This window comes from Janthinobacterium sp. FT14W, assembly GCF_009208755.1.
GTDB classification, from domain to species: Bacteria; Pseudomonadota; Gammaproteobacteria; order Burkholderiales; family Burkholderiaceae_D; genus Janthinobacterium; species Janthinobacterium violaceinigrum.
The window spans coordinates 482,017-504,146 of record NZ_WFLL01000001.1 but is presented as its reverse complement, the minus strand read 5'-3'; the positions used below and the strand labels follow the sequence as shown (position 1 = coordinate 504,146).

Annotated in this window: 20 protein-coding genes; 10 read left to right on the top strand and 10 right to left on the bottom strand. The window is 63.4% G+C overall.

The features are described 5' to 3' along the window. Together GCN74_RS02195 and GCN74_RS02190 are read right to left on the bottom strand one after the other, a co-directional pair. Window positions 1-299: FecR/PupR family sigma factor regulator (locus GCN74_RS02195; RefSeq protein ID WP_152255120.1), on the bottom strand; the 299-nt coding region annotated here is incomplete at its 3' end. Beyond that, window positions 296-805 (bottom strand): sigma-70 family RNA polymerase sigma factor, encoded by a 510-nt coding sequence (locus GCN74_RS02190; protein ID WP_152255119.1) that lies wholly within the window; start codon window positions 803-805, stop codon window positions 296-298. The genes GCN74_RS02190 and GCN74_RS02195, both read right to left, overlap by 4 nt. Window positions 806-1,093: 288 nt before the next feature. On the opposite strand from GCN74_RS02190, the gene ffh reads away from it, so the two are divergent. Together ffh and GCN74_RS02180 are read left to right on the top strand one after the other, a co-directional pair. After that, window positions 1,094-2,461: a signal recognition particle protein gene (ffh, locus tag GCN74_RS02185; protein WP_152255118.1), complete on the top strand. Its 1,368-nt coding sequence runs from the start codon at window positions 1,094-1,096 to the stop codon at window positions 2,459-2,461. Between the two features lie 434 nt (window positions 2,462-2,895). After that, window positions 2,896-3,291 (top strand): SWIB/MDM2 domain-containing protein, encoded by a 396-nt coding sequence (locus tag GCN74_RS02180; RefSeq protein WP_071650146.1) that lies wholly within the window; start codon window positions 2,896-2,898, stop codon window positions 3,289-3,291. Between the two features lie 220 nt (window positions 3,292-3,511). Here GCN74_RS02180 and GCN74_RS02175 read toward each other — a convergent pair whose 3' ends face one another. Together GCN74_RS02175 and GCN74_RS02170 are read right to left on the bottom strand one after the other, a co-directional pair. Next, window positions 3,512-4,138, bottom strand: a complete 627-nt coding sequence (locus GCN74_RS02175) for a lytic transglycosylase domain-containing protein (RefSeq protein ID WP_152255117.1) — start codon at window positions 4,136-4,138, stop codon at window positions 3,512-3,514. Then, complete coding sequence (locus GCN74_RS02170; RefSeq protein WP_152255116.1) at window positions 4,135-5,874, bottom strand: proline--tRNA ligase; 1,740 nt, start codon at window positions 5,872-5,874, stop codon at window positions 4,135-4,137. The genes GCN74_RS02175 and GCN74_RS02170 overlap by 4 nt, the downstream gene beginning before the upstream one ends. Before the next feature lie 204 nt (window positions 5,875-6,078). On the opposite strand from GCN74_RS02170, the gene GCN74_RS02165 reads away from it, so the two are divergent. Next, on the top strand, window positions 6,079-6,711 hold the full coding sequence (locus GCN74_RS02165) for an RNA pyrophosphohydrolase (protein ID WP_152255115.1): 633 nt from the start codon (window positions 6,079-6,081) through the stop codon (window positions 6,709-6,711). Window positions 6,712-6,814: 103 nt separating this feature from the next. On the opposite strand, the gene mqo is transcribed toward GCN74_RS02165, so the two are convergent. Next, window positions 6,815-8,404 carry a malate dehydrogenase (quinone) gene (gene mqo / locus GCN74_RS02160; protein ID WP_226938817.1) on the bottom strand — a complete coding sequence of 530 codons (1,590 nt, stop codon included), beginning with the start codon at window positions 8,402-8,404 and terminating at the stop codon, window positions 6,815-6,817. 472 nt (window positions 8,405-8,876) lie between these two features. Between mqo and GCN74_RS02155 the strand changes: the two genes are divergently transcribed. Further along, the gene (locus GCN74_RS02155; RefSeq protein WP_034780276.1) at window positions 8,877-9,299 is read left to right on the top strand and encodes a DUF1841 family protein; all 423 of its coding nucleotides are present in this window, start codon (window positions 8,877-8,879) and stop codon (window positions 9,297-9,299) included. A gap of 135 nt (window positions 9,300-9,434) precedes the next feature. Here GCN74_RS02155 and GCN74_RS02150 read toward each other — a convergent pair whose 3' ends face one another. The 3 genes from GCN74_RS02150 to nirK are packed head-to-tail and all read right to left on the bottom strand — an operon-like array spanning window position 9,435 to window position 13,917. Then, the gene (locus tag GCN74_RS02150) at window positions 9,435-11,720 is read right to left on the bottom strand and encodes a nitric-oxide reductase large subunit (protein ID WP_152255114.1); all 2,286 of its coding nucleotides are present in this window, start codon (window positions 11,718-11,720) and stop codon (window positions 9,435-9,437) included. 14 nt (window positions 11,721-11,734) lie between these two features. After that, window positions 11,735-12,412 (bottom strand): iron-sulfur cluster repair protein YtfE, encoded by a 678-nt coding sequence (gene ytfE, locus GCN74_RS02145; protein ID WP_152255113.1) that lies wholly within the window; start codon window positions 12,410-12,412, stop codon window positions 11,735-11,737. Between the two features lie 29 nt (window positions 12,413-12,441). Then, window positions 12,442-13,917, bottom strand: coding sequence for a copper-containing nitrite reductase (nirK, locus tag GCN74_RS02140; RefSeq protein WP_152255112.1), 1,476 nt, complete (start codon window positions 13,915-13,917; stop codon window positions 12,442-12,444). 150 nt (window positions 13,918-14,067) lie between these two features. Here nirK and norR point away from each other — a divergent pair, with 150 nt between their 5' ends. Further along, window positions 14,068-15,627, top strand: coding sequence for a nitric oxide reductase transcriptional regulator NorR (norR, locus tag GCN74_RS02135; RefSeq protein ID WP_152255111.1), 1,560 nt, complete (start codon window positions 14,068-14,070; stop codon window positions 15,625-15,627). A 140-nt stretch (window positions 15,628-15,767) separates the two neighbouring features. On the opposite strand, the gene GCN74_RS02130 is transcribed toward norR, so the two are convergent. Beyond that, window positions 15,768-16,109, bottom strand: coding sequence for a c-type cytochrome (locus GCN74_RS02130; RefSeq protein WP_152255110.1), 342 nt, complete (start codon window positions 16,107-16,109; stop codon window positions 15,768-15,770). Between the two features lie 11 nt (window positions 16,110-16,120). Further along, window positions 16,121-16,450, bottom strand: coding sequence for a c-type cytochrome (locus GCN74_RS02125; protein WP_077408527.1), 330 nt, complete (start codon window positions 16,448-16,450; stop codon window positions 16,121-16,123). 233 nt (window positions 16,451-16,683) lie between these two features. Between GCN74_RS02125 and GCN74_RS02120 the strand changes: the two genes are divergently transcribed. From GCN74_RS02120 to GCN74_RS02100, 5 genes are all read left to right on the top strand, one after another. Continuing rightward, window positions 16,684-17,553, top strand: a complete 870-nt coding sequence (locus tag GCN74_RS02120; RefSeq protein WP_152255109.1) for an AAA family ATPase — start codon at window positions 16,684-16,686, stop codon at window positions 17,551-17,553. Window positions 17,554-17,562: 9 nt separating this feature from the next. After that, complete coding sequence (locus GCN74_RS02115) at window positions 17,563-18,213, top strand: GNAT family N-acetyltransferase (protein ID WP_152255108.1); 651 nt, start codon at window positions 17,563-17,565, stop codon at window positions 18,211-18,213. Continuing rightward, complete coding sequence (locus tag GCN74_RS02110) at window positions 18,207-19,376, top strand: vWA domain-containing protein (protein ID WP_152255107.1); 1,170 nt, start codon at window positions 18,207-18,209, stop codon at window positions 19,374-19,376. Before GCN74_RS02115 ends, GCN74_RS02110 begins: the two co-directional genes overlap by 7 nt. Window positions 19,377-19,688: 312 nt before the next feature. Further along, entirely contained in the window at window positions 19,689-20,876 is a 1,188-nt protein-coding gene (locus tag GCN74_RS02105) for a cation:proton antiporter (protein WP_193316932.1), read from the top strand. After that, window positions 20,877-22,007: a YbdK family carboxylate-amine ligase gene (locus GCN74_RS02100; protein ID WP_101482803.1), complete on the top strand. Its 1,131-nt coding sequence runs from the start codon at window positions 20,877-20,879 to the stop codon at window positions 22,005-22,007. The last annotated feature ends 123 nt before the right edge of the window (window positions 22,008-22,130 follow it).

Sequence of the window (22,130 nt, the reverse complement as noted above, 5' to 3'; positions counted from 1 at the left end):
AGCCACGCCAGCAACTGGCGCCGCTTGCCGCTGGCGGGCGGCCCGGCACTGGCCAGCGCCTGCGCGGCCGCCGTGCGCTGCGCGCCGTCGCGGTACACGCCTTTGTAGCGCTGCGTGACGGCTTCGATATGCTGCCAGGCCCGTTCATGTTCGGGGTCGGCGCCGCGCCAGCGCTGCCAGGCGGCGTATTCCGCTTCGCTGGCTTCGCCCGACATCAATATGGTCAGCCACTCGGCCGCCTGCTGCTGCACCTCGTCGCGGATGGCCGCCGGGACCGCAGCTCCGCCCGCCGTGCTCATGCCGGCAGGGAGAAAAATACCTGGCGGTTGGCGCGCGTCAGGTATTGCTTGACCGAGCTGGCCGACACCTGCAGCCGCGCGGCGATCTCGGCATAGCTGAGGCCTTCGAGCTGCGCCAGCAAGAACGCCGTGCGCACGGGACCCGGCAAGCCATCGAGGGCCGTGTCGATTTCCTGCAAGGCTTCCAGCGCCAACAAACGCGCTTCCGGCGCGGGCGCCGCCTCGGGCGGCAAACAGGACAGCGCCGCCAGATAGGCGTCTTCCAGCACTTGCCGGCGGTAGCGGTGCGCCACCAGCCGCCGCGCGATGGTGGCCAGGAAAGGCCGCGCTTCGCGGATCTGCGGCGCCGTGCCGTTGCTCAGCACGCTGATAAAAGTGTCTTGCGCCAGGTCCGCCGCTTCGCCCGCATTGCCCAGCTTATGCCGCAGCCAGCCCTGCAGCCAGCCGTGATGGCTGCTGTAGAGCGCGTGCAAGTCCTGTTGCTGGGCAAAATCGGCGGCCGACATGGCATCCCTTTCCCGTCAAGCGCGGCGCGCCTGCGAATGTAAATAAGAATTATTCTCATTTTAACCGTGTTTTTGGCTTTCGTGCAATCGTGGCATTGCCAGAAATACCAACTAATTCAAAAGCAGGCCAACCGCCAGGCCGTGCAGCGTGGGACCGCCAGGGCCCCGCGATGGGGTAAAATGGCGCCCATCGTCCGGTTTAGGGCCTCCCCCAGCAGATGCAGGCATCTCCTGCTGGCGTAGACTCTTAGCGCCGCCCACTCCCAAGCTTTTCATTGCAGGTTCATCATGCTAGATAATCTCACCCAACGGCTTGCCAAAGTCGTCAAGACCATGCGCGGCGAGGCGCGCCTGACCGAAGCGAACACCGCCGACATGCTGCGCGAAGTGCGCCTGGCGCTGCTCGAAGCCGACGTCGCCCTGCCCGCCGTGCGCGAATTCATCGCCAAAGTCAAAGAAAAAGCCATGGGCGAGGATGTCATTTCCTCGCTCACGCCAGGCCAGGCCCTGGTGGGCGTGGTGCAGCGCGAGCTGGCCGCCCTGATGGGCGCCGACCTGGGACCGGAAGCGTCGCAGATCAGCTTTGCCCAGCAGCCGCCCGCCATCATCCTGATGGCCGGTCTGCAGGGTGTGGGCAAGACCACCACCGTCGGCAAGCTGGCAAAGTATCTGAAGGAAGAAAAGAAGAAGAAGGTATTGACCGTCTCGGCCGACGTGTACCGCCCTGCCGCGATCGCCCAGCTGCAATCGGTCACGGCCCAGGTAGGCGCCGACTTCTTCCCGTCCACCAGCACGGACAAGCCCGTCGATATCGCGCTGGCCGCGCTGGACTGGGCGAAAAAGCATTACCACGACGTGCTGATCATCGATACGGCGGGCCGTCTGGGCATCGACGAAGAGATGATGCGCGAAATCGCCGCCGTCCACGGCGCCGTGAAACCGATCGAAACCCTGTTTGTCGTCGACGCCATGCTGGGCCAGGACGCCATCAATACGGCCAAGGCCTTCAATGACACGCTGCCGCTGACGGGTATCGTGCTGACCAAGCTCGACGGTGACGCGCGCGGCGGCGCGGCCCTGTCCGTGCGCCACATCACGGGCAAGCCGATCAAGTTTGCCGGCGTGTCGGAAAAACTCGACGGCCTGGAAGCGTTCGACCCGACCCGCATGGCCAACCGCATCCTCGGCATGGGCGACATCCTCGCCCTGGTGGAAGAGGCGCGCAAGGGCGTCGACAGCAAGGCGGCAGCCGACCTGGCGCAGAAAATCAAGGTCGGCGGCAAGTTCGACATGAACGACTTCAAGGCGCAGCTGGGGCAGATGAAGAAAATGGGCGGCATGGCCAACCTGATGGACAAGCTGCCGGCCCAGTTCCAGCAGGCGGCAGGCGGCAAGAACATGGATCAGGCGGATAAACAGGTGCGCCGCATGTGCGGCATCATCGATTCGATGACGCCGCAGGAACGCGCCAAGCCTGAACTGATCAAGGCCACGCGCAAGCGCCGCATCGCCGCCGGCGCCGGCGTGCAGGTGCAGGAAGTGAACCGCATGCTGACGCAATTCGAGCAAATGCAGACGATGATGAAGAAATTGTCGGGCGGCGGCATGATGAAGATGATGCGTTCCATGAAGGGCATGATGCCTGGCATGAGGTAGTGGAAGGCTTCAAAATCCGCTGCGCGGGGCGCTTTGCGGCCGGCGATGCTCACCGTACTAAAGTACGGTTGCGCTTCTCGGCCACAAATACCATCCGCTCGCTGTGATTTTGAAGGCCTTCATTAAGCCGCGTGTTAAAACTCGATAGGCTAAAAACATCGTTCTAAATAATGCCGGATTGCATTTTCATGTGTCCGGCATCACTCTTCCCTCCCCCGCAGTGCCCCTCCCCGCACAGTCAGCAAGCATGCCATTTACGGGTAAAAACGCCGTTCCGCGCCCCCAAGCGGTGCGCCCGGGAGACAGGCGCGTCATTTCCCTGCTTTTTCCTCGTGAAAACGTGAAAAACACTTGCATACAAGGTAAATCCACACCAATATTAGCCGTGCGATTAATTGCGCAATTTCCCATGTGTTTGTTAAGGAGGCTCGAAGATGGCAACAGCCAAAAAAACCCCAGTAGCAGCGCCAGCCAAAGCAGCAGCAGCCAAGCCTGCAGCCGCCAAGAAAGCAGCACCCGCAGCCAAAGCAGCAGCTAAACCAGCAGCGGCAAAGAAAGCGGCAGCACCGGCAACACCACGCAAACCAAACGCAGCATTCATGAAAGCAATGACGCCATCGAAAGATCTGGCCGCCGTTGTTGGCGCAGCACCACTGCCGCGCACGGAAGTGACCAAAAAGGTATGGGATTACATCAAAAAACTCGATCTGCAAGATCCGGCCAACCGCCGCATGATCAATGCGGACGACAAGCTGAAAGCTGTTTTCGGCGGCAAAGCCCAAGTCTCCATGTTTGAAATGACGAAACTGATCTCCGATCATTTGAAATAATCAGCTATGCGCCGGCTAACACCGAGCGAGTGCCCCGCCGCATCACTGCGAGCGGGGCATTTTTTTGGGGTCAGCCCCTGTCGGGTCTGACCCCGGCCCTTACCTGTGGTCCAAGGTAACGTTACCTTGCCCCTAAACCCGACAGCTGGGGTCAGACCCTCAATGCCTCCAACTCAGGGGCTTGCGCTAACGGTCGAGGGGGTCTGACCCCGGCCCTGCGTCACCCACCCGGCTTGAACTCCCACTGCCTCCACGCCGCCCGCACGGCATTCGGATACTCGGCCCGTCCCCGGCTGCCGTTGTAGCGCCCCAGCGCCAGGTATAGATCGCCCTTTTCCATATCCAGGTACATGCGCAGGATCGCGCAGCCATAGCGCAGATTCGTCTGCATGTGGAACAGCTTGCTGCGGTCGCTGTCGCCGATGACGCCCGTCCAGAATGGCATCACCTGCATGTAGCCGCGCGCGCCGGCCAGCGAGACGGCGTATTTGCGGTAGGCCGACTCGACCTGGATCAGGCCCAGCACCAGGGCCGGCTCCAGGCCCGCGCGGCGCGCTTCGTACCAGACGGTTTCCAGGAATTCCGTGCGCAGCTGCGCATCCGGCAGCTTGCGCTGCAGGCGTTGCGACATCTGCGCCAGCCATTGCTGGTAGCGCTGCAGGTCGGCAGGGGTGGCAAACTTGGGTTGCGGCGGGCGCTCGTCGCGGATCGCGTGCGACAGGGCCAGGCGGACGGAGTCGGCCAGCGCCTCCTCTTTCTGGTTGCCGGCCTGCGCCGGGGAGGCGCAGGCCAGGCCGGCGGCCAGCGCGAGCGCGCCGGCCGCCTTGCTTACCGATAGGCGCTTCACTGCGCCATTTGGCCCTGGATGAAGGCGACGATCGCGTCCGGCGCCACACCGGTGGCTTCCGCGTCGCGGCGGCCCTGGTATTCCAGCTTGCCTTCTTTCAGGCCCCGTTCGCCGATGACGATGCGGTGCGGCACGCCAATCAGTTCCCAGTCCGCGAACATGGCGCCGGGACGCAGGCCGCGGTCGTCGACGATGACATCGACGCCAGCGCCTTGCAGGGCCGCGTACAGCTTCTCCGTCTCTTCCTTGACCAGTTCGCTGCGGTCCATGCCCATCGGGCACAGCACGACTTCAAACGGCGCGATGGATGCGGGCCAGATGATGCCCTTGTCGTCAAAGTTCTGTTCGATGGCGGCGCCCAGAATGCGCGTCACGCCGATGCCGTAGCAGCCCATCTGCAGCGGCGCCGGCTTGCCGTTTTCGTCGAGGAAGGTGGCTTTCATGCTTTCCGAGTACGCCGTGCCCAGCTGGAACACGTGGCCCACTTCGATGCCGCGCTCGATGGCCAGCGCGCCCTGGCCGTCCGGCGACGCGTCGCCGGCGACGACATTGCGCAAGTCGGCCACGATGGCAGGCTCGGCCACGTCACGGCCCCAGTTGGCGCCCGTGTAGTGGAAACCGGCCTCATTCGCGCCGCAGACGAAGTCGCTCATGTGCGCAACCGTGCGGTCCGCCACCACGGTGACGGGGGCGCGGGTAGCAATCGGGCCCAGGTAGCCAGGGATGGTGCCGTAGACTTCCAGGATTTCCGCTTCCGTCGAGAAACGGTGGCCGGCCAGGCCGGCAACCTTGCCCACCTTGATGTCGTTCAGCTCATGGTCGCCGCGCAGCAGCAGCATGAAGTGCTGTTTCGTGACTTTCTCGTCCTTGCCCGTCGTTTCCACCGTCAGGGCGATGGTTTTCACGGTCTGCGCCAGGTCGATACCGAGCAGGGCAGCCACGGTTTCGCACTTGACGGTGTCCGGCGTGGCCGTTTTCGTCAGTGCCTGGGCGGCGGCCGGGCGCTCGCCCGCTGGCGGCAGCGCTTCGGCCGCTTCCATGTTGGCCGCGTAATCGGACGTCGGGCAGTACACGAGCGCGTCTTCGCCCGTGTGGGCGATGACGTGGAATTCGTGCGAACCGGAACCGCCGATGGCGCCGTTGTCGGCTGCCACGGCGCGGAATTTCAGGCCGAAGCGCGTGAAGATGCGCGTGTAGGCGTCAAACATGACCTTGTACGACGCTTGCATGCCGGCCAGGTCGCGGTCGAACGAGTACGCGTCCTTCATGGTGAATTCGCGGCCGCGCATCAGGCCGAAGCGGGGGCGGCGCTCGTCGCGGAACTTGGTCTGGATATGATAAAAGTTCAGCGGCAGCTGGCGGTAGGACTTGATTTCCGTGCGCACGACGTCCGTGATGACTTCTTCCGACGTGGGCTGGATCGCGTATTCGCGGCCGTGGCGGTCTTTCACGCGCATCAGTTCGTCGCCCATCTTGGTCCAGCGGCCCGTCTCCTGCCACAGTTCGGCCGGCTGCACGAGCGGCATCAGCAGTTCGATACCGGCGGCTTTGTTCATCTCGTCACGGATGATGGCTTCCACCTTGCGGATCACGCGCAAGCCCATCGGCATGTAGGTATAGATGCCGGAACCGAGGCGTTTGATCATGCCTGCACGCATCATCAATTGGTGGCTGACGATTTCCGCGTCAGAAGGTGCATCTTTAAGTGTGGAAATAAAAAAACGGGAGGCGCGCATAACGGTGAATTCTTTTTAAAAAGAGAGGGTTATAATCAACCTAATTTTAAAGGATTAGCTGGCTGATGCGTCCATACTTTACACAAATGCGCTCAATTGGTGCGATTCCGGCGCTTTTCGCACCCCGAAAAGGTGGCCGGCTTGCGAAGTTGTGGGTAATTATGTAAAAAAAGACGCACTGTCGCAGAAAGTTTGAGGTGCATTATGCTCGACCGTGAAGGGTTTCGGCCCAACGTCGGCATCATCCTGCTAAACGCCCAGAACGAGGTGTGGTGGGGCAAGCGGGTGCGCGAGCACTCATGGCAGTTTCCGCAAGGCGGTATCAAATATGGCGAAACACCGGAACAAGCCATGTTTCGCGAACTTGAAGAGGAAATCGGACTCAGACAGGAACACGTCAAAATTGTCGGCCGCACCCGCGACTGGCTGCGCTATGAAGTGCCAGACCACTTCATCAAGCGCGAGATTCGCGGCCACTACCGTGGCCAGAAGCAGATTTGGTTTCTGCTGAGAATGTGCGCGCGCGATAACGACGTCAATCTGCGCCTGACCGACCATCCCGAGTTCGACGCCTGGCGCTGGCATGAGTACTGGGTCCCGCTCGATGTCGTCATTGAATTTAAACGCGATGTGTACCAGCGCGCCTTGCAGGAGCTGTCCCGCTTCCTGACCTGGCCCGTGCATGGCAACGCACAGCAGCAGCACCGCCATACGGCGCGCTACCTGCGCCAGCCCCATGCGCCACGGGCACAGGATGGCGGCGCGGCGGCCAAGCCTTGCGACGGCCCCGCCGCCGAAGGACGCACGCCCGAGCTGATCTTGCCGGGCAAGGAGTAGTCCGCCGTACCATGAACGCACTCTCCCACGCAAAAGGGGCAGCCTGAACAGGCTGCCCCTTTTTTTCATTCCGGCAGGAAACTCCCCTGCCGGTCAGTCTTGCTTAGTTTGCCGCAGGCGCAGGCGGTACGTCGAGCGTGAACGCCTTCAAGCCCAGGATGCCGCTGCTGTAGTGGCGGATCTTGTTGGCCAGGGCCGGATCGCCGTTCAGCTTTTGGCCGTACGACGGCACCATTTCCACCATCTTCGCCTGCCATTCCGGCGTCGCCAGGCGGCTCTTGAATGCCGTCTGCAGCACCTTGATCATGATCGGCGGCGCAGTCGAGGCGCCTGGCGAGGCGCCCAGCAAGGCAACGATGCTGCCATCGGCGGCGCCGACGACTTCCGTGCCGAACTGCAGCAAGCCGCCTTTGACCGGGTCATCCTTGACGATCTGCACGCGCTGGCCCGCATTCTGCAAGGTCCAGTCTTCCATCTTGGCGTTCGGCAGATATTCGCGCAAGGTTGCCAGGCGGTCTTCCGGCGTGTTCATCACTTGCTGGACCAGATATTTCGTCAGTGGAATATTGTCATAGCCTGCCTGCAGCATGGGCTTGACGTTGCCGCTGCCGATCGAGGCCGGCAAGTCGATCCACGAACCGTTTTTCAGGAACTTGGTCGAGAACGTGGCAAACGGGCCGAACAGCAGGGCTTTCTTGCCATCGATGATGCGCGTGTCCAGATGCGGCACGGACATCGGCGGCGAACCGACGGACGCCTTGCCGTACACCTTGGCAGCATGCGCTGCCACCAGTTCCGGGTTGGTCGTCACCAGCCATTGGCCGCCGACCGGCACGCCGCCGTAGCCCTTGGCTTCCGGAATGCCCGATTTTTCCAGCAGCGGCAGCGAACCGCCGCCCGCGCCGATGAAGACGAACTTGGCGCGCACATTCTTTTCCTTGCCATCGGCCAGGTTTTTCACCTTGACGTTCCACACGCCATCGGCGCCGCGCTGGATGTCTTCCACCTGGTGACGCAGGTGCAAGGCCATGCCATGGCTGTCCGTCAGGTATTTGACGAGGCCGCGCGTGAGGTTGCCGAAATTGACGTCGGTACCGATTTCCATGCGCGTTGCCGCCACTTTCTGGCCCTTGTCGCGGCCTTGCATGACCAGCGGCGCCCATTGCGCGATCTGCGCCTGGTCTTCCGAGTACAGCATGCCTTTGAACAAGTTTTGCTTTTGCAGCGCTTCATAGCGCTTATGCAAGAAAGCAATATTGGCATCGCCCCACACAAAGCTCATGTGCGGCACGTTGTTGATGAACGTCTGCGGCGCGCCCAGGTGCTTGTTGGCCACCTGGTAAGCCCAGAATTGCTTGGAAATTTCGAATTGCTCGTTGATCTCGACGGCTTTCTTGGTCTCGATGCTGCCATCGGCCCCTTCCGGCGTGTAGTTCAGTTCGGCAAATGCCGAGTGGCCCGTGCCCGCGTTGTTCATCGCGTCCGAGCTTTCGGCGGCCACGGAATCGAGGCGCTCGTACATTTCCATCGTCAGCGACGGGTCGAGTTCCTTGAGCATGCTGCCCAGGGTGGCGCTCATGGTGCCGGCGCCGACCAGCAGCACGTCGACCGGTTTTTCGGACGAGGCCGGAGGGGTCTTGTCACATGCCGCCAGGATCAGGCACGACATCAAAAGTAATAGCGATTTACGCATTCGTAACTCCATGTTTGGATACTGAAGGGTGATTCTTGCGCGCCACCGTGGCGGAGCATCGCGGCTACCGGCATATCGGACGAAAAACAGCCTGGCCTCCGGCACGCCAGGGCGGCCGGACAGGTCCATGTCGATGGTGATAGGCATGCTGCCACGCTCCGGGATATCCCGAGAGCAAGATCAGGTGGCAAAGGTGCGGGCAATGGACAGCGCGGACATCGTTGTCGGCTGAAAAACCGGCAATGAAATCGCCGTCATGTCCAGTGCAAATATCAAGAACGGCGATTTTATCACCGTTATTTGGCGCTGCCGGGCTGCGGCGGTAGTGGATAATACTTACTGCAGGGTATTAAATGACGGTGACTATCGGGTCATGGAAGCGGGCGCCGGACGGCAAAAAGGGCATCCCCGATGCCCTGCGCCGACGTACGCGGTACAATGCCGGCTGCCCTTTAGCCATAGTCATTCAGCCATGTTCAACCCTTCTTCCGACGATGTGCGCCGTTTCTTTTGTGAAACATTACGCAAGCACCGCGCCCATGAAATCCTCACGCCGATGGAAGCGATCGCGCTCGACTGGATCCTCGAACACCCCGAATATGAAAACGAGCTCTCCGACGTCGAAGCGGCGCTGGCGCGCGACTACTCCGTCGAAGGGGGACAGGCGAACCCGTTTTTGCACCTGTCCATGCATCTGTCGATCACGGAGCAGGTGCAGGTCGACCAGCCGCGCGGCATCCGCCCCGCCGTGCAGCAACTCACGCAGCGCCTCGATTCGGCCCATGCGGCCCAGCACGAAGTGATGGAATGCCTGGGCCAGATGATCTGGGCTTCGCAGCGCTCGGGCTTGCCGCCCGATACGGATGCGTATATCGACTGCGTGCGCCGCCGGTAGGAACACCTGTCAAAACCTACTGCGCGTCGCGCTTTGCGGCCTGCGATGCTCACCGTACTAGAGTACGGTTGCGCTTCTTAGCCACAAATCGCTGCCGCTCGCTACAGTTTTGCCAGGTGTTGTGCCAGTACTACCTCACATCGGTTTTACTGCCTCCTTCATGCGCTGAGGCAAGGCCTGTGCAGGCCCTCTTTCCAGCAACCCCAGCACCACCTGCAACGCCATGGCGATGGCGCCGACGATGAACACCACGTCGCCGAAGGTGCGTATCCAGCGCAGGTTTTGCAGCAGCGGCTGCTGCATGAATGCCTCGCTGCGCGCATGCCACAGGCCTTCCGTCACGCTGGCATGGAACTGGATGATGCCAATCGGCAGCAAGCTGGTAAAGATCATCAGCGCCAGCCCCCCGTTCAAGCCCCAGAACGCCGTCTTCATCAACGCAGGACTGAAGCGGCAGTCTGGCCGCAGGTAGCGCAGCACCAGCAAGGTAAAGCCCAGCGCCAGGAAGCCGTACACGCCGAACAGCGCCGCATGCGCATGCACGGGGGTCGTGTTGAGGCCCTGGATATAGTACAGGGCCACGGGTGGATTGATCATGAAGCCCAGCACGCCTGCGCCCAGCATGTTCCAGAAAGCGACGGCGACAAAGCACATCAGCGGCCAGCGCAGGTTTTCCATCCATGGCGCGCGCTCCTTCAGGCGCCAGTTTTCCCACGCCTCATGGCCCAGCACGATCAGCGGCACCACTTCCAGCGCGCTGAAGCTCGCGCCGATGGCCATCACGGGCGTGGTGGTGCCGGCAAAGTACAGGTGGTGGAAGGTGCCAGGAATGCCGCCCAGCATGAACAGCGAGGCCGACGCCAGGCTGGCCGTCGTGGCCATGCGCACCGACACCAGGCCCAGGGTCGAGAAGATGAAGGCCAGCGCCGTGGTGGCGAAGACTTCAAAGAAGCCTTCCACCCACAGGTGCACCACCCACCAGCGCCAGTATTCCATCACCGATAAATGCGTGCGTTCGCCATAGAACAGGCCGGCGCCGTAGAACAGGCCGATGGCGCCCACGGATGCCGTCAGCAGCGCCAGCAGGTTCTTGTCGCCGCCCGGCTGGCGCAAGGCCGGCACCACGCCGCGCAGCATCAATACCAGCCACAGCAGGATGCCGGCGAATTTGCCGATCTGCCACAGACGGCCCAGGTCCACATATTCATAGCCCTGGTGGCCCAGCCAGAAATTCCACTCGGGCGGCATCACTTGCGCAATCGCCAGGTAGTTGCCGATGAAGGAGCCGGCGACGACCAGCACCAGCGCCCAGAACAGCACGTCGACACCCAGGCGCTGCCACTTGGGGTCCTTGCCGCCATTGATCAGGGGCGCCAGGAACAGGCCGGCGGCCAGGAAGCCCGTGGCGATCCAGAACAGCGCGGCCTGGATATGCCAGGTGCGCGTGAGCGCATACGGGAACCAGCGCGACACGTCGATGCCGTAGAACTGCTGCCCTTCCACCGTGTAGTGCGCCGTAAAGCCGCCGATGAAGACCTGGAAGATGAACAGGGCCGCCACCAGGAACAGGTATTTGCCCAATCCCCGCTGCGAGGGCGTGAGGGCAAACGCCGTCAACGGGTCGCGCGGACCGGCGGCCGGCAGCGCGTCGTCGTGGTCGCGCAAAAAGGCCCAGCCCCACACGAGGAAGCCCACGCCCGCCAGCAGCACCACCACGCTGGCCACCGACCAGACGAGGTTTTCGCCGCTGGGCTGGTTGCCGATCAGCGGTTCATGCGGCCAGTTGTTCGTATAGGTCACTTTCTGGCCCGGACGCTCGGTGGCGGCGGCCCACGCCGTCCAGAAGAAGAACTGCGTCATCTGCGCGCGCCGCGCGGCGCTGGGCAAGGTGTTTTCCTTCATGGCGAAATGCTCGCGGCTGGCGTGCAGGGCCGGCGCGTCGGAGAACAGCTGGTCGTAATAGCGCGCCGTGCTGGCGATGGCCTGCACGCGGCGCGGCGACAGGCGCAGCACTTGCGCCTCGTCGGTCCGGTTGCCCCGGTATTCCAGCTTGAGCGCTTCGCGCAGCGCCGCCTGCGCGGGGCCGTCGAGCGCCCCGTACGCCTTGCCATGCTGCTCCTGCGCGGCCAGTTCCAGCCAGGCCGTCAGTTCGCGGTGCAGCCAGTCGGCCGTCCAGTCGGGCGCCTGGTAGGCGCCGTGGCCCCAGATGGAGCCCAGCTGCATGCCGCCCACGGATTGCCAGGCCGTCTGGCCGTCGAGGATGCCCTCGCGGTCGAACAGCTGCCGGCCATCGGGCGCCAGCACTTGCGCGGGGATGGGCGGCGCCTGCCGATACACTTCCGTGCCGTAGTAGCCGAGCAGCGAAAACGTCACGATCAGCACACCGATCAGGGTGAACCAGAGTTTTTTGTAGGGACCCATGGGTCTTTCCTTTGTCAGTGCACCGCGGCCGGCGCAAAGCGCTCGAACAGGATATTGTTTTCGGTATGGATGTGCGCCATCAGGTCTTCGCGGAAGGTGCGCAGTCCCGTGTACAGCGCGCGCCAGGTGGTGCAGGCGCCGGCCGGCGCGGTGATCCCGTTCGTCATGTCTTCCAGCGCGCGCAGGGCCACGCCATGGTCGTCATGCTCCATGCGCATCACATTGATGGGCGCGCCCGCCCGCGGGCCCTGCCCGCGCACGATCATGGGGAACAGCACGTCTTCTTCCTTGCGCATATGGCTTTCCAGTTCCTGCGCCATGGCCGACAGGTGTTCCGCCAGCCCGTGCGGACAGTCGGCGCGGCCGCCATGCACCTGCTCGACCTTGCGTGCCAGGCGTATCAGCTCGGGCAGCTGCTCGCGGTGCACGGCGTGGTAGCGCGCCAGCAGGTGTTCCACCAGCTCCGTGGCCGAGGCTTCCTGCCAGTCGCGCTCGCCGCTGGCATCCGCGCGCCCGGCCAGCAGCCGCAATTCTTCGACGATGGGGGCCGCATCCACGCCGGCCGCTTCGGCCGCCGCGCGCAGGGTCTTGTTGCCGCCGCAGCAGAAATCCAGGCGGTGCGCATCGAACAGGCGCGTGGCGCCGGGGATGCGGCGGGCCAGCTGGCCCAGGGACAGGTCGATCATTTCCATAACAGTTCCTTGAGGATGAATAGCTAAATTTATTGCACCGCGCCCGCGTGGTAGACGCCGGGCACGGCTTCGCCCGTCACTTCCAGCACGCCCACGGCGCCCTTGCCGGCGCGCGACAGCGCATGGTCGACCAGCAGATAGCTGCCCGGGTGCTGCACCTCGAGTTCGACGATGGTGGCGCCGCCCGGCGCCACGAGCGTCGTTTGCACGTCGTGTTTCGGGCTGCTGATGGAGCCTTCGCTGTACACCTTGTCGAAGATCTCGCCGATGATGTGGAACGATGAAATCTTGTTCGGGCCGCCCACGCCGAAATAGATGCGCACCGTCTCGCCGACCTTCGCCTGCAATTTATGCGTCTTGCTCAGGGCGCCCACTTCGCCGTTGAAGACGTAATAGTCGGGCAGTTCATTGGCCATCTTTTCCAGGTTCGGTTCCTGGTGCACGGGCGCGCCGTGCGGACGACCCGTGTACATCTCGCCCTGCATCACGTAGTACTCGCGGTCCACCTTCGACAAGCCGCCTTCCGGCTCGACCAGGATCATGCCGTACATGCCGGCCGCGATATGCTGCGGCACCAGCGGCGTGGCGCAGTGGTACACGAACAGGCCGGGATTGAGCGCCTTGAAGGTGACGGTTTTTTCCTGCCCCGGCGCCACCTGCGTGTGCTGTCCGCCGCCATGGCCGCCCGTCACCGCGTGCAAGTCGATCGAGTGGATCATCTTGCTGTCCTTCGCGTTGAACAGGGTCAGCTCCACCGTGTCGCCCACCTTCGCGCGCAGCATGGGGCCGGGCACTTGCCGGTTGAAGGTCCAGTACGTAAAACTGGTGCCGTCATCGAGCTTGCCCGGCAGTTCCACCGTCTCCATGCGGTATTTCAGGGTTTGCGGCGCGCGCGTGCCGATGGCGGCGGGCACGGAGGCCGGATTGGCCGCCACGCTGACGGCCGAAGGATCGGGGCCGCGCATCGGCGACGGCGCGGGCGTGTACAGGGCCAGCGCGGCGGCCTGGCCCGATTCGCTGGCCGCGCCGGCGCCAGCAGCCTTCGGCGCTCCCGCTTCGGCCAGCGAAGTGCCGCCCACGAGCAGCTTGCCTTCCATGCCGATCTGCCGGTGGCCGGGAATCGAGCAGTAATAGGTAAACGTGCCGGCGCGCGTCACCTTGAAGCGCACGCTGGTGCTGCCGCTATTGGCGCTGAACTTGGCCGACGCCACGTTGAGTTCCGGGATCAGCAGGTCGTGCTCGGCGCCTTCGCCGCTTTTCAGCACGAGTTCGACCGTGTCGCCCACATTCGCCGCCAGCACGGGATTGACCTGGCCCTTGGCGTCGATGAACACCATCTTGCCGTCGACGATATTGGTTTGCAGCTCATAGCGCTTGAGCGTGGCTGGGGCAGCCACGCCTGCCTTGGACGCCGCATGGGCGGTCGCTTCGGCCTGGACGGACAGGGGGAATGCCAGGACGCAGACGGCGGCGGCAATGGCGCGGAGGGAGGGAGTCGTTTTCATCAAGCTTTCCTTGGTCTTGTATGCCGGTTCGGCCCCCTTACCTAGGCAAACCGTGTGCCAGGAAAAACTTGTTTTAAATCAACGATTTGAAAAATGCACGGTCGTAATGACCGTGGTTGACCGTGGTCCGTTGTACCCTGCATGGTACTTATGACCGTCACCGCCATCCACCTGCTGCTGCTCGCCGACCTGGTTGCCGACCTGCCCGTGGCCGTGCGCCTGCAACGGCTGGTGGGCAGCCTGCGCGCCCATTTTGGCTGCGAGGCCGTGGCCTTGCTCAAGCTCGACGGCGAGCACCTGCGTCCCGTGGCGATGGCCGGCCTGGCCAGCGATGCGCTGGGGCGCCGCTTCGCCGTCGCCGACCATCCGCGCCTGGCCGCCATCCTGCGGCGGCGCGGCGTGCTGTGCTTCCATCACGACAGTTCCCTGCCCGATCCGTATGACGGCCTGATCGCCGAGCGGGCCGGCGAGCCGCTGCCCGTGCACGACTGCATGGGCATGGCGCTGGACCTGGAGGGCGAACGCTGGGGCGTCATCACGCTCGACGCGCTGCAGGTGGGCACCTTCGACGGGCAGGCGCAGCGCGAGCTGGGCGAACTGGCCTGCGCCATCGAGGCAGCCGTGCGCGTGACGCGGCTGGAAACGGAAATCCGCGCGCTGCGCCTGTCGGGCGGCGCCATGCTGGCCGATGCGCAGGCGCCGCGCGAGGAACACGACTTCGTGGGCCAGAGCAGCGCCATCACGCAGCTGCTGCACGAGCTGCAGGTGGTGGCCGATTCCGAACTGCCCGTGCTGCTGCTGGGCGAAACGGGCGTGGGCAAGGAGCTGTGCGCGCACCGGCTGCACCGCCTGTCGCGCCGCGCGGGCAAGCCCCTGATCCACGTCAATTGCGCGGCCTTGCCGGAATCGCTGGCCGAGAGCGAATTGTTCGGCCATGTGCGGGGCGCGTTTTCCGGCGCCGTCAGCGACCGGCCCGGGCGCTTCGAGGCGGCAGAAGGGGGCACCCTGTTCCTCGATGAAGTGGGCGAGTTGCCCCTGTCGATACAGGCCAAGCTGCTGCGTACCCTGCAAAATGGCGAAATCCAGCGCCTGGGCGCGGACCGGCCGCGCCGGGTCAACGTGCGCGTGATCGCCGCCACCAACCGCAGCCTGCGCGAGCATGTGCGCGACGGCTCGTTCCGCGCCGACCTGTATCACCGCTTGTCCGTGTATCCCGTGCCGATTCCGCCGCTGCGCGAGCGGGGCAATGACGTGCTGCTGCTGGCGGGCGGTTTCCTGGAACTGAACCGCGCGCGCCTGGGCCTGCGCAGCCTGCGCCTGTCCGCCGCGGCGGAAAACGCCTTGTGCCAATACCGCTGGCCGGGCAACGTGCGCGAACTCGAACATGTGATCAGCCGGGCCGCGCTGAAAGCCGTGATCCGCGGCGCGGACCGCAAGGACATCGTGACCCTGGAAACGGATATGCTCGACCTCGATGCGCTGGAGACGCCGGCCGGCGCAGGCGCGCTACTGCCGGAACCGGCAGCGTGCGGCACGCCGGCGGCGCCGCTGCTGTCCATGCATCAGATCGTGGAAGCGAGCCAGCGCCAGGCCATCCGGCAAGCGCTGCTGCTGCATCAGGATAACTGGGCCGCCGCCGCGCGGCAGCTGGGGCTGGACGCCAGCAACCTGCACAAGCTGGCGCGCCGGGTGGGGCTGAAGAACACCTAACCAAACCTACTGCGCGTCGGTATAGGCAAGCTGCGATGCTCACTGTGCTTCAGCACAGTTCCGCGTCTCGGCCGCCTCTCCCTTCCGCTCGCTACGCTTTTGTCAGGTATCAGAACAACTAATAGACCCTGCGATACCGCTCAGCGGTGGATGACCAGGGTCGTCGGCAGGCTGTGCAGGTAGGCGGCCAGGTCCTTGATGTCCTGGTTGCTCAGCGGTTTCACCTGGCCCGTCATGATGGCGTTGTTGCGGCCGTTGGCCTTGTCGCCCCGTTTGTACGCCGTCAAGGCGTGTTCCAGGTAGTCCCGGTGCTGGCCCGCCAGCTTGGGGTAGGAAGGGTCGATGGGCGAACCGTAATCCTTGCCGTGGCAGGTGGCGCAGCTGTATTTTTCGGCCAGGGCCTTGCCCGTGTTGATATTGCCGGCGGCGCTGGCGCCGAACGAGACGGTGGCGCAAACGAGGGCGGCGAGTAATGTTTTCATCTGGCTGGTCCTCAGTTCGGCTTGGCTTGTTGCGCATAATACGCGGCGACATCGGCGATATCCTGGTCCGACAGGCTGCTGGCGATGCCCTTCATGCTGGGGTGCTTGCGGTCGCCCTTCTTGTAGGCTTGCAGCGCATTCTCGATATATTTTGCCGGCTGGCCGCCGATCATCGGCACCTGGAACACTTCGGGGAAGGTTGCCTTGTAACCGGGGATGCCGTGGCAACCGATACACATTTCCACCTTGGCAGCGGCTGCCTTGGCGTTTCCTACAATGTCAGCCGCTGTGACGGCATTTGCTATGCCGGCAAGCACGAGAAGTGCAAATATTTTTTTCATAGTGGCAAAGTGAACAGAGGTAATCGGAGAAACGCCAGAGCTGGTTTTTTTTGATCTTATGTATTGACAATTAAGGTTGCCAATTAAGCTGCTACTTGCCGATTCTAGCCAAGATATTCTTGCAAGTCCACCTATAAAACCCGCATTGTAGGCAGGCAGGCACAGGCCGTCCACGTGGCAGTGCGCCACAGTTCTGTTTATACTCACCGTTTCCCTACTTTGGCAGACCGCTCATGCAAGCAAAGCCCCCCCAGCAAGGCCTACGCTTCGAAGGTTCCGACAGCTACGTCGCCACCGCCGACCTGAAACTGGCCGTGAATGCGGCGCTGACCCTGCAGCGCCCGCTGCTGATCAAGGGCGAGCCGGGTACGGGCAAGACCATGCTGGCCGAGGAAGTGGCCGCCGCGCTGAACATGCCGCTGATGCAATGGCATATCAAATCGACCACCAAGGCGCAGCAGGGCCTGTACGAATACGACGCCGTCTCGCGCCTGCGCGATTCGCAGCTGGGCGACGAGCGCGTGCGCGACATCCAGAACTACATCGTCAAGGGCGTGCTGTGGCAGGCCTTCACGGCGCCCGAGCCGGTGGTGCTGCTGATCGATGAAATCGACAAGGCCGACATCGAGTTCCCCAACGACCTGCTGCGCGAACTGGACCGCATGGAGTTCTATGTCTACGAAACGCGCGAAATGGTCACGGCGCGCCACCGTCCGCTCGTCATCATCACCTCGAACAACGAGAAGGAATTGCCGGACGCCTTCCTGCGCCGCTGCTTCTTCCATTACATCAAATTCCCGGACAAGGACACGATGGAGCAGATCGTCGCCGTCCACTACCCGCACCTGAAACAGGAATTGCTGGCCCAGGCGCTGCAAACCTTCTATGAAGTGCGCGACGTGCCGGGCCTGAAGAAAAAACCGTCGACGTCGGAATTCCTCGACTGGCTCAAGCTCCTGCTGGCCGAAGACATCCCGGCCGAAGCCTTGCGCAGCAAGGACAACAAGGCCGTCGTGCCGCCGCTGCACGGCGCGCTGCTGAAAAACGAGCAGGACGTGCACCTGTTCGAGCGCCTGATGTTCATGTCGCGCACCAGCCGCTAAGGAGCGCCGGTGAACGACATCAGCCCGGACAAGGTCTTCGCGCCCCTGGAACTGCACGGCATCCGCCTCGAAGCGCTGGCGCCGCACCATGCGCCCGGCTTGCGCGCGGCAGCCGCGGACGGCGCGCTGTGGAACCTGCGCGTCACCTCCGTGCCCGAGCCGGACCAGGTGGACCAGTACATCTTCAAGGGCATCGAGATGCGCCCCGCGCGCTTCGCCTTTGCCGTCGTCGATGCGGCCAGCGGCGAAGTGCTCGGCACCACCAGCTACCACGACGTCGTGCCAGCCATCGGACGCCTGGAAATCGGCTACACCTGGTATGCGAAGCGCTGCCAGCGCAGCCACGTCAACACTACCTGCAAATTGCTGCTGCTGGCGCACGCCTTCGACACCCTCGGCTGCGCCCTGGTGGGTTTTCGCACCGATAATTTCAACCATGCCTCGCAGGCGGCCATCGAACGCCTGGGCGCGAAAAAGGATGGCGTGCTGCGCCACCATGCACTGCGCCGCGACGGCACCGTGCGCGACACGGTCATGTACAGCATCACGCGGGGCGAGTGGCCCGAGATCGCGGCCCACCTGCGCTACAAGCTGGCGCAGCGCCCGATCGCCGCGCTGCCCCGCGCGGGCGGCGAAGGGACAGAGGAAGTGCCATGCTGATCGACTTCTTCTTCACGCTCAAGGATGCGAAGATTCCCGTCTCGATCAAGGAATTCCTGACCCTGCTCGAAGCGCTGCAACAGAACGTCATCGACGCGTCGATGGACGATTTTTACTATCTGGCGCGCCTGACCCTGGTCAAGGATGAAGCCCATTTCGACAAGTTCGACCGCGCGTTTGCCCAGTACTTCAAGGGCGTCAACGCCGCCTTCGACACGAATGCGGCGATTCCCCTCGACTGGCTGCTCAAGCGCATGCAGCGCGAGCTGTCCGAGGAGCAGAAGGCGCAGCTGGAAAAATTCGGCTACGACAAGCTGATGGACCGCCTCAACGAGCTGCTGAAGGAACAGAAGGAACGCCACGAGGGCGGCAGCAAGTGGATAGGCACGGGCGGCACGTCGCCGTTCGGCAATGGCGGCACGAACCCGGAAGGCATCCGCATCGGCGGCAAGGGCGGCAACCGCACGGCCGTGAAAGTGTGGGAAGCGCGCAGCTACAAGGACTACGACGGCGAACGCGAACTGGGCACGCGCAACATCAAGGTGGCCCTGCGCCGCCTGCGCAAGTTCGCGCGCGAAGGGGCGGAAGACGAACTGGCGCTCGATGCCACCATCGCCGCCACGGCCAATAACGCGGGCTATCTGGACATCAGGATGCGCCCCGAGCGCAAGAACCGCATCAAGGTACTGATGCTGCTCGACGTGGGCGGCAGCATGGACGACCATATCGAGCGCACCGAGGAACTGTTTTCGGCGGCGAAGACGGAATTCAAGAACATGGAGTTCTTTTACTTCCATAACTGCGTCTACGACTACCTGTGGAAGAACAACCGGCGCCGCAACGCCGAGCGTTTTCCCACCTGGGACGTGCTGCGCAAGTACCCGCCCGATACCAAGCTGATCTTCGTCGGCGACGCCACCATGAGCCCCTATGAAATCCTGCAGCCGGGCGGCAGCGTCGAATACAACAACGAGGAAGCGGGATCGACGTGGCTGGCGCGCTTTACCCAGGCGTTCCCGAAATTCATCTGGCTCAATCCCGAGTCCGAAGGCTTGTGGCAATACCGCCAGTCCATCGGCGTCATGCGGCAATTGATGAACAACCGCATGTTCCCCCTGTCGATCGACGGGCTGGAACGGGGCATGCGTCTGCTTAGTAAATAAAGACTCACGACAAAAAGTCCATGGCGGCAGGGGGCCGCCATGTCGTACACTGCAACACGGAACTACCGTGCGGAACATCTCCGCTGCGGGCGGGTAGCATACGCTGATACCAGCCCTGCCCCACCCTGCTGCATCCTGTGCGCGGCCGCCATGGCCGCGACACTGTTCGATTGCGCACATCGTGCGCGCCTTCTGCTCCGGTAGAATCGGCGCATCGCTCTGCGCAAACAATGCACCATCGCTGCACCACGACATTGCCGCGCCAGCCCCCGTGCTGCCGGCCGGTGCCAGCGCTATTTCAAAGGAATGAGCATGCAAAGTCTCCTCTCGATCGCCGCCGACCTGTCCTGGCCGTTCGCCATCACCCTGGCCTGGGTGGTGGGCGAATTCGGCCACCGCTGGACTGGCCTGCCGCGCATCAGCTTCTATGGCGTGATCGGTTTCATCCTGGCGCAGACGCAAGTGGGCGTGCTGCCGCAGACGGACGCGGGCCCCATGCTGGTGCTGGCCGACGTGGCCTTCGGCCTGATCCTCTTCGAAGTCGGCTACCGCATCAACCTGCGCTGGCTGAAGAACAACCCGTGGATCGCCGTCACGGGCCTGGTCGAGTCCCTGCTGACCTTTGCCGTCGTCTACTTCATCGGCATCGAATTCGGCTCCACCTCGATGACGGCGCTGCTGCTGGCGTCCCTGGCCATGTCCACCTCGCCCGCCACCATCATGCGCGTGATTAACGAGGAACGCAGCTCGGGCCAGGTCACGGAGCGCATCGTCCACCTGACGGCGCTCAACTGCGTGCTGGCCGTCTTCACGTTCAACATCATCGTCGGCTTCTGGATGTTCCAGAGTTCCACCGACCTGATCGAAGCGAGCAGCAGCAGCGCCGCCGTGCTGGCCGCCTCCGTGGCCGCCGGCACCGTCTTCGGCATCGTCGTGCCGGCCATGCTGCGCCGCCTGGGCAATATGGCGCAGGATGCCACCGTCGCCTTTGCGCTGTCGGTGATGCTGCTCGTCGCCCTCACCTACACCACCAGCCTGTCGCCGCTGCTGGCGACGCTCACTTTCGGCCTGGTGGCGCGCCACCGCCGCGTCGCCTTCAGCCAGGCGCAGCGCAATTTCGGCGCGCTGGGCGAGCTGCTGACGGTGCTGCTGTTCGTGTATGCCGCCTCGACCCTGGAATGGGCCAGCGTGACGGCCGGCGCAGGCCTGGCCCTGGCCGTCGTCGGCGGGCGCTTGCTGACCAAAGTCGTCGGCGTGGCCGCGTTTTCGCATGTCAGCGGCATTTCCTGGCGCAAGGGCGTGCTGACGGGCGTGGCGCTCACGCCCGTCTCCGTCTTCATCATCCTGCTGCTCGAACACGCGCGCCAGCATGGCGTGAACTTCGGCGACGAATTGAACGCCCTGGCTGCCGTCACCCTGGGCCTGGAACTGGTCGGTCCCGTGCTGGTGCAGCGCGTGCTGATGCTGGCCAAAGAAACCCACGAAATCAAGGAGCGCTAAATGCCGCTGGAACCCTTTGGCCAATCGGCCGCGCTGACTTTCGGCGTCGAACTCGAACTGCAACTGGTGAACCTGTCGGACTACGACTTGACGGCCGCCAGCCCCGACCTGCTGCATCTGCTGAACAAAAAACCGTTCCCCGGCAACGTCACGCCGGAAATCACCGAGAGCATGATCGAGATCAACTCGAGCGTGCACACGCATCACGGCCCCCTGCTGGAGCAGCTGCAGGAAATCCGCGATACCTTGATCACGGCCGGCGACAAGCTCAATATCGGCATCGCGGGCGGCGGCACCCACCCATTCCAGCAATGGTCGTCGCAAAAGATCTTTTCCAAGCCCCGCTTCCAGGAGATTTCGGAACTGTACGGCTACCTGGCCAAGCAGTTCACCATCTTCGGCCAGCACGTGCACATCGGCTGCGCCTCGGGCGACGACGCCATGTTTTTGCTGCATTCGCTGAACCGCTACATCCCCCACTTCATCGCCCTGTCGGCATCCTCGCCCTACGTGCAGGGACGCGACACCCTGTTCGACTCGGCGCGCCTCAATTCCGTGTTCGCGTTTCCCATGAGCGGGCGCGCGCCGTTCACCCTGAGCTGGGACCAGTTCTCCAACGAGTATTTCGCCAAGATGGAGAACACGGGCATCATCAAGAGCATGAAGGATTTTTACTGGGATATCCGTCCCAAGCCGGAATTCGGCACCATCGAGCTGCGCGTGTGCGACACGCCGCTGACGGTGGAGCGCGCCGCCGCGCTGGCCGCCTACCTGCAGGCGCTATGCCGCTACCTGCTCGAACGCAAGGAAGCGCCGCCGGTGGAAGACGATTACCTCGTGTATAACTACAACCGCTTCCAGGCCTGCCGCTTCGGCCTCGACGGCGCCATCACGCATCCGAAAACCTACGAGACGATGTCGCTGCGCGAAGACATCATGACCACCCTGCGCAAGATGGAGCCGCACGCCGAGGCGCTGGGCAGCACGCCGGCCCTGAAACACCTGTCGGACGTGGCCAAGCAGTGGAGCGATGCGCAATACCTGCGCAAGCAGCATAGCTTGCAGGGCAGCGCCGAGGGGATGGTCGATTCGGCCATCCGCTGCTTCCGGGGCGAACCGATGAATTATTGAGGGCTGGCCCGTTCTCCCCAGCACCTGAACTGCCGGGGTCGGCCCCTCAGGGTCCGACCCCAGATCTTGCTTTTGGGGTGCAATCAGGCGCAACAGCGCCAACCCAAAAAACCACACCCCGCC

Bases quoted from the DNA above. Each gene is read 5' to 3' on its own strand.
- GCN74_RS02150 (WP_152255114.1), bottom strand. From the start codon at position 11,720: ATGGGTCCCTACAAAAAACTCTGGTTCACCCTGATCGGTGTGCTGATC.
- GCN74_RS02130 (WP_152255110.1), bottom strand. From the start codon at position 16,109: ATGAAAACATTACTCGCCGCCCTCGTTTGCGCCACCGTCTCGTTCGGC.
- GCN74_RS02190 (WP_152255119.1), bottom strand. From the start codon at position 805: ATGTCGGCCGCCGATTTTGCCCAGCAACAGGACTTGCACGCGCTCTAC.
- GCN74_RS02170 (WP_152255116.1), bottom strand. From the start codon at position 5,874: ATGCGCGCCTCCCGTTTTTTTATTTCCACACTTAAAGATGCACCTTCT.
- ytfE (WP_152255113.1), bottom strand. From the start codon at position 12,412: ATGGAAATGATCGACCTGTCCCTGGGCCAGCTGGCCCGCCGCATCCCC.
- GCN74_RS02120 (WP_152255109.1), top strand. From the start codon at position 16,684: ATGCAAGCAAAGCCCCCCCAGCAAGGCCTACGCTTCGAAGGTTCCGAC.
- GCN74_RS02125 (WP_077408527.1), bottom strand. From the start codon at position 16,450: ATGAAAAAAATATTTGCACTTCTCGTGCTTGCCGGCATAGCAAATGCC.
- nirK (WP_152255112.1), bottom strand. From the start codon at position 13,917: ATGAAAACGACTCCCTCCCTCCGCGCCATTGCCGCCGCCGTCTGCGTC.
- GCN74_RS02165 (WP_152255115.1), top strand. From the start codon at position 6,079: ATGCTCGACCGTGAAGGGTTTCGGCCCAACGTCGGCATCATCCTGCTA.
- norR (WP_152255111.1), top strand. From the start codon at position 14,068: ATGACCGTCACCGCCATCCACCTGCTGCTGCTCGCCGACCTGGTTGCC.
- GCN74_RS02110 (WP_152255107.1), top strand. From the start codon at position 18,207: ATGCTGATCGACTTCTTCTTCACGCTCAAGGATGCGAAGATTCCCGTC.
- GCN74_RS02180 (WP_071650146.1), top strand. From the start codon at position 2,896: ATGGCAACAGCCAAAAAAACCCCAGTAGCAGCGCCAGCCAAAGCAGCA.
- GCN74_RS02105 (WP_193316932.1), top strand. From the start codon at position 19,689: ATGCAAAGTCTCCTCTCGATCGCCGCCGACCTGTCCTGGCCGTTCGCC.
- mqo (WP_226938817.1), bottom strand. From the start codon at position 8,404: ATGCGTAAATCGCTATTACTTTTGATGTCGTGCCTGATCCTGGCGGCA.
- ffh (WP_152255118.1), top strand. From the start codon at position 1,094: ATGCTAGATAATCTCACCCAACGGCTTGCCAAAGTCGTCAAGACCATG.
- GCN74_RS02155 (WP_034780276.1), top strand. From the start codon at position 8,877: ATGTTCAACCCTTCTTCCGACGATGTGCGCCGTTTCTTTTGTGAAACA.
- GCN74_RS02100 (WP_101482803.1), top strand. From the start codon at position 20,877: ATGCCGCTGGAACCCTTTGGCCAATCGGCCGCGCTGACTTTCGGCGTC.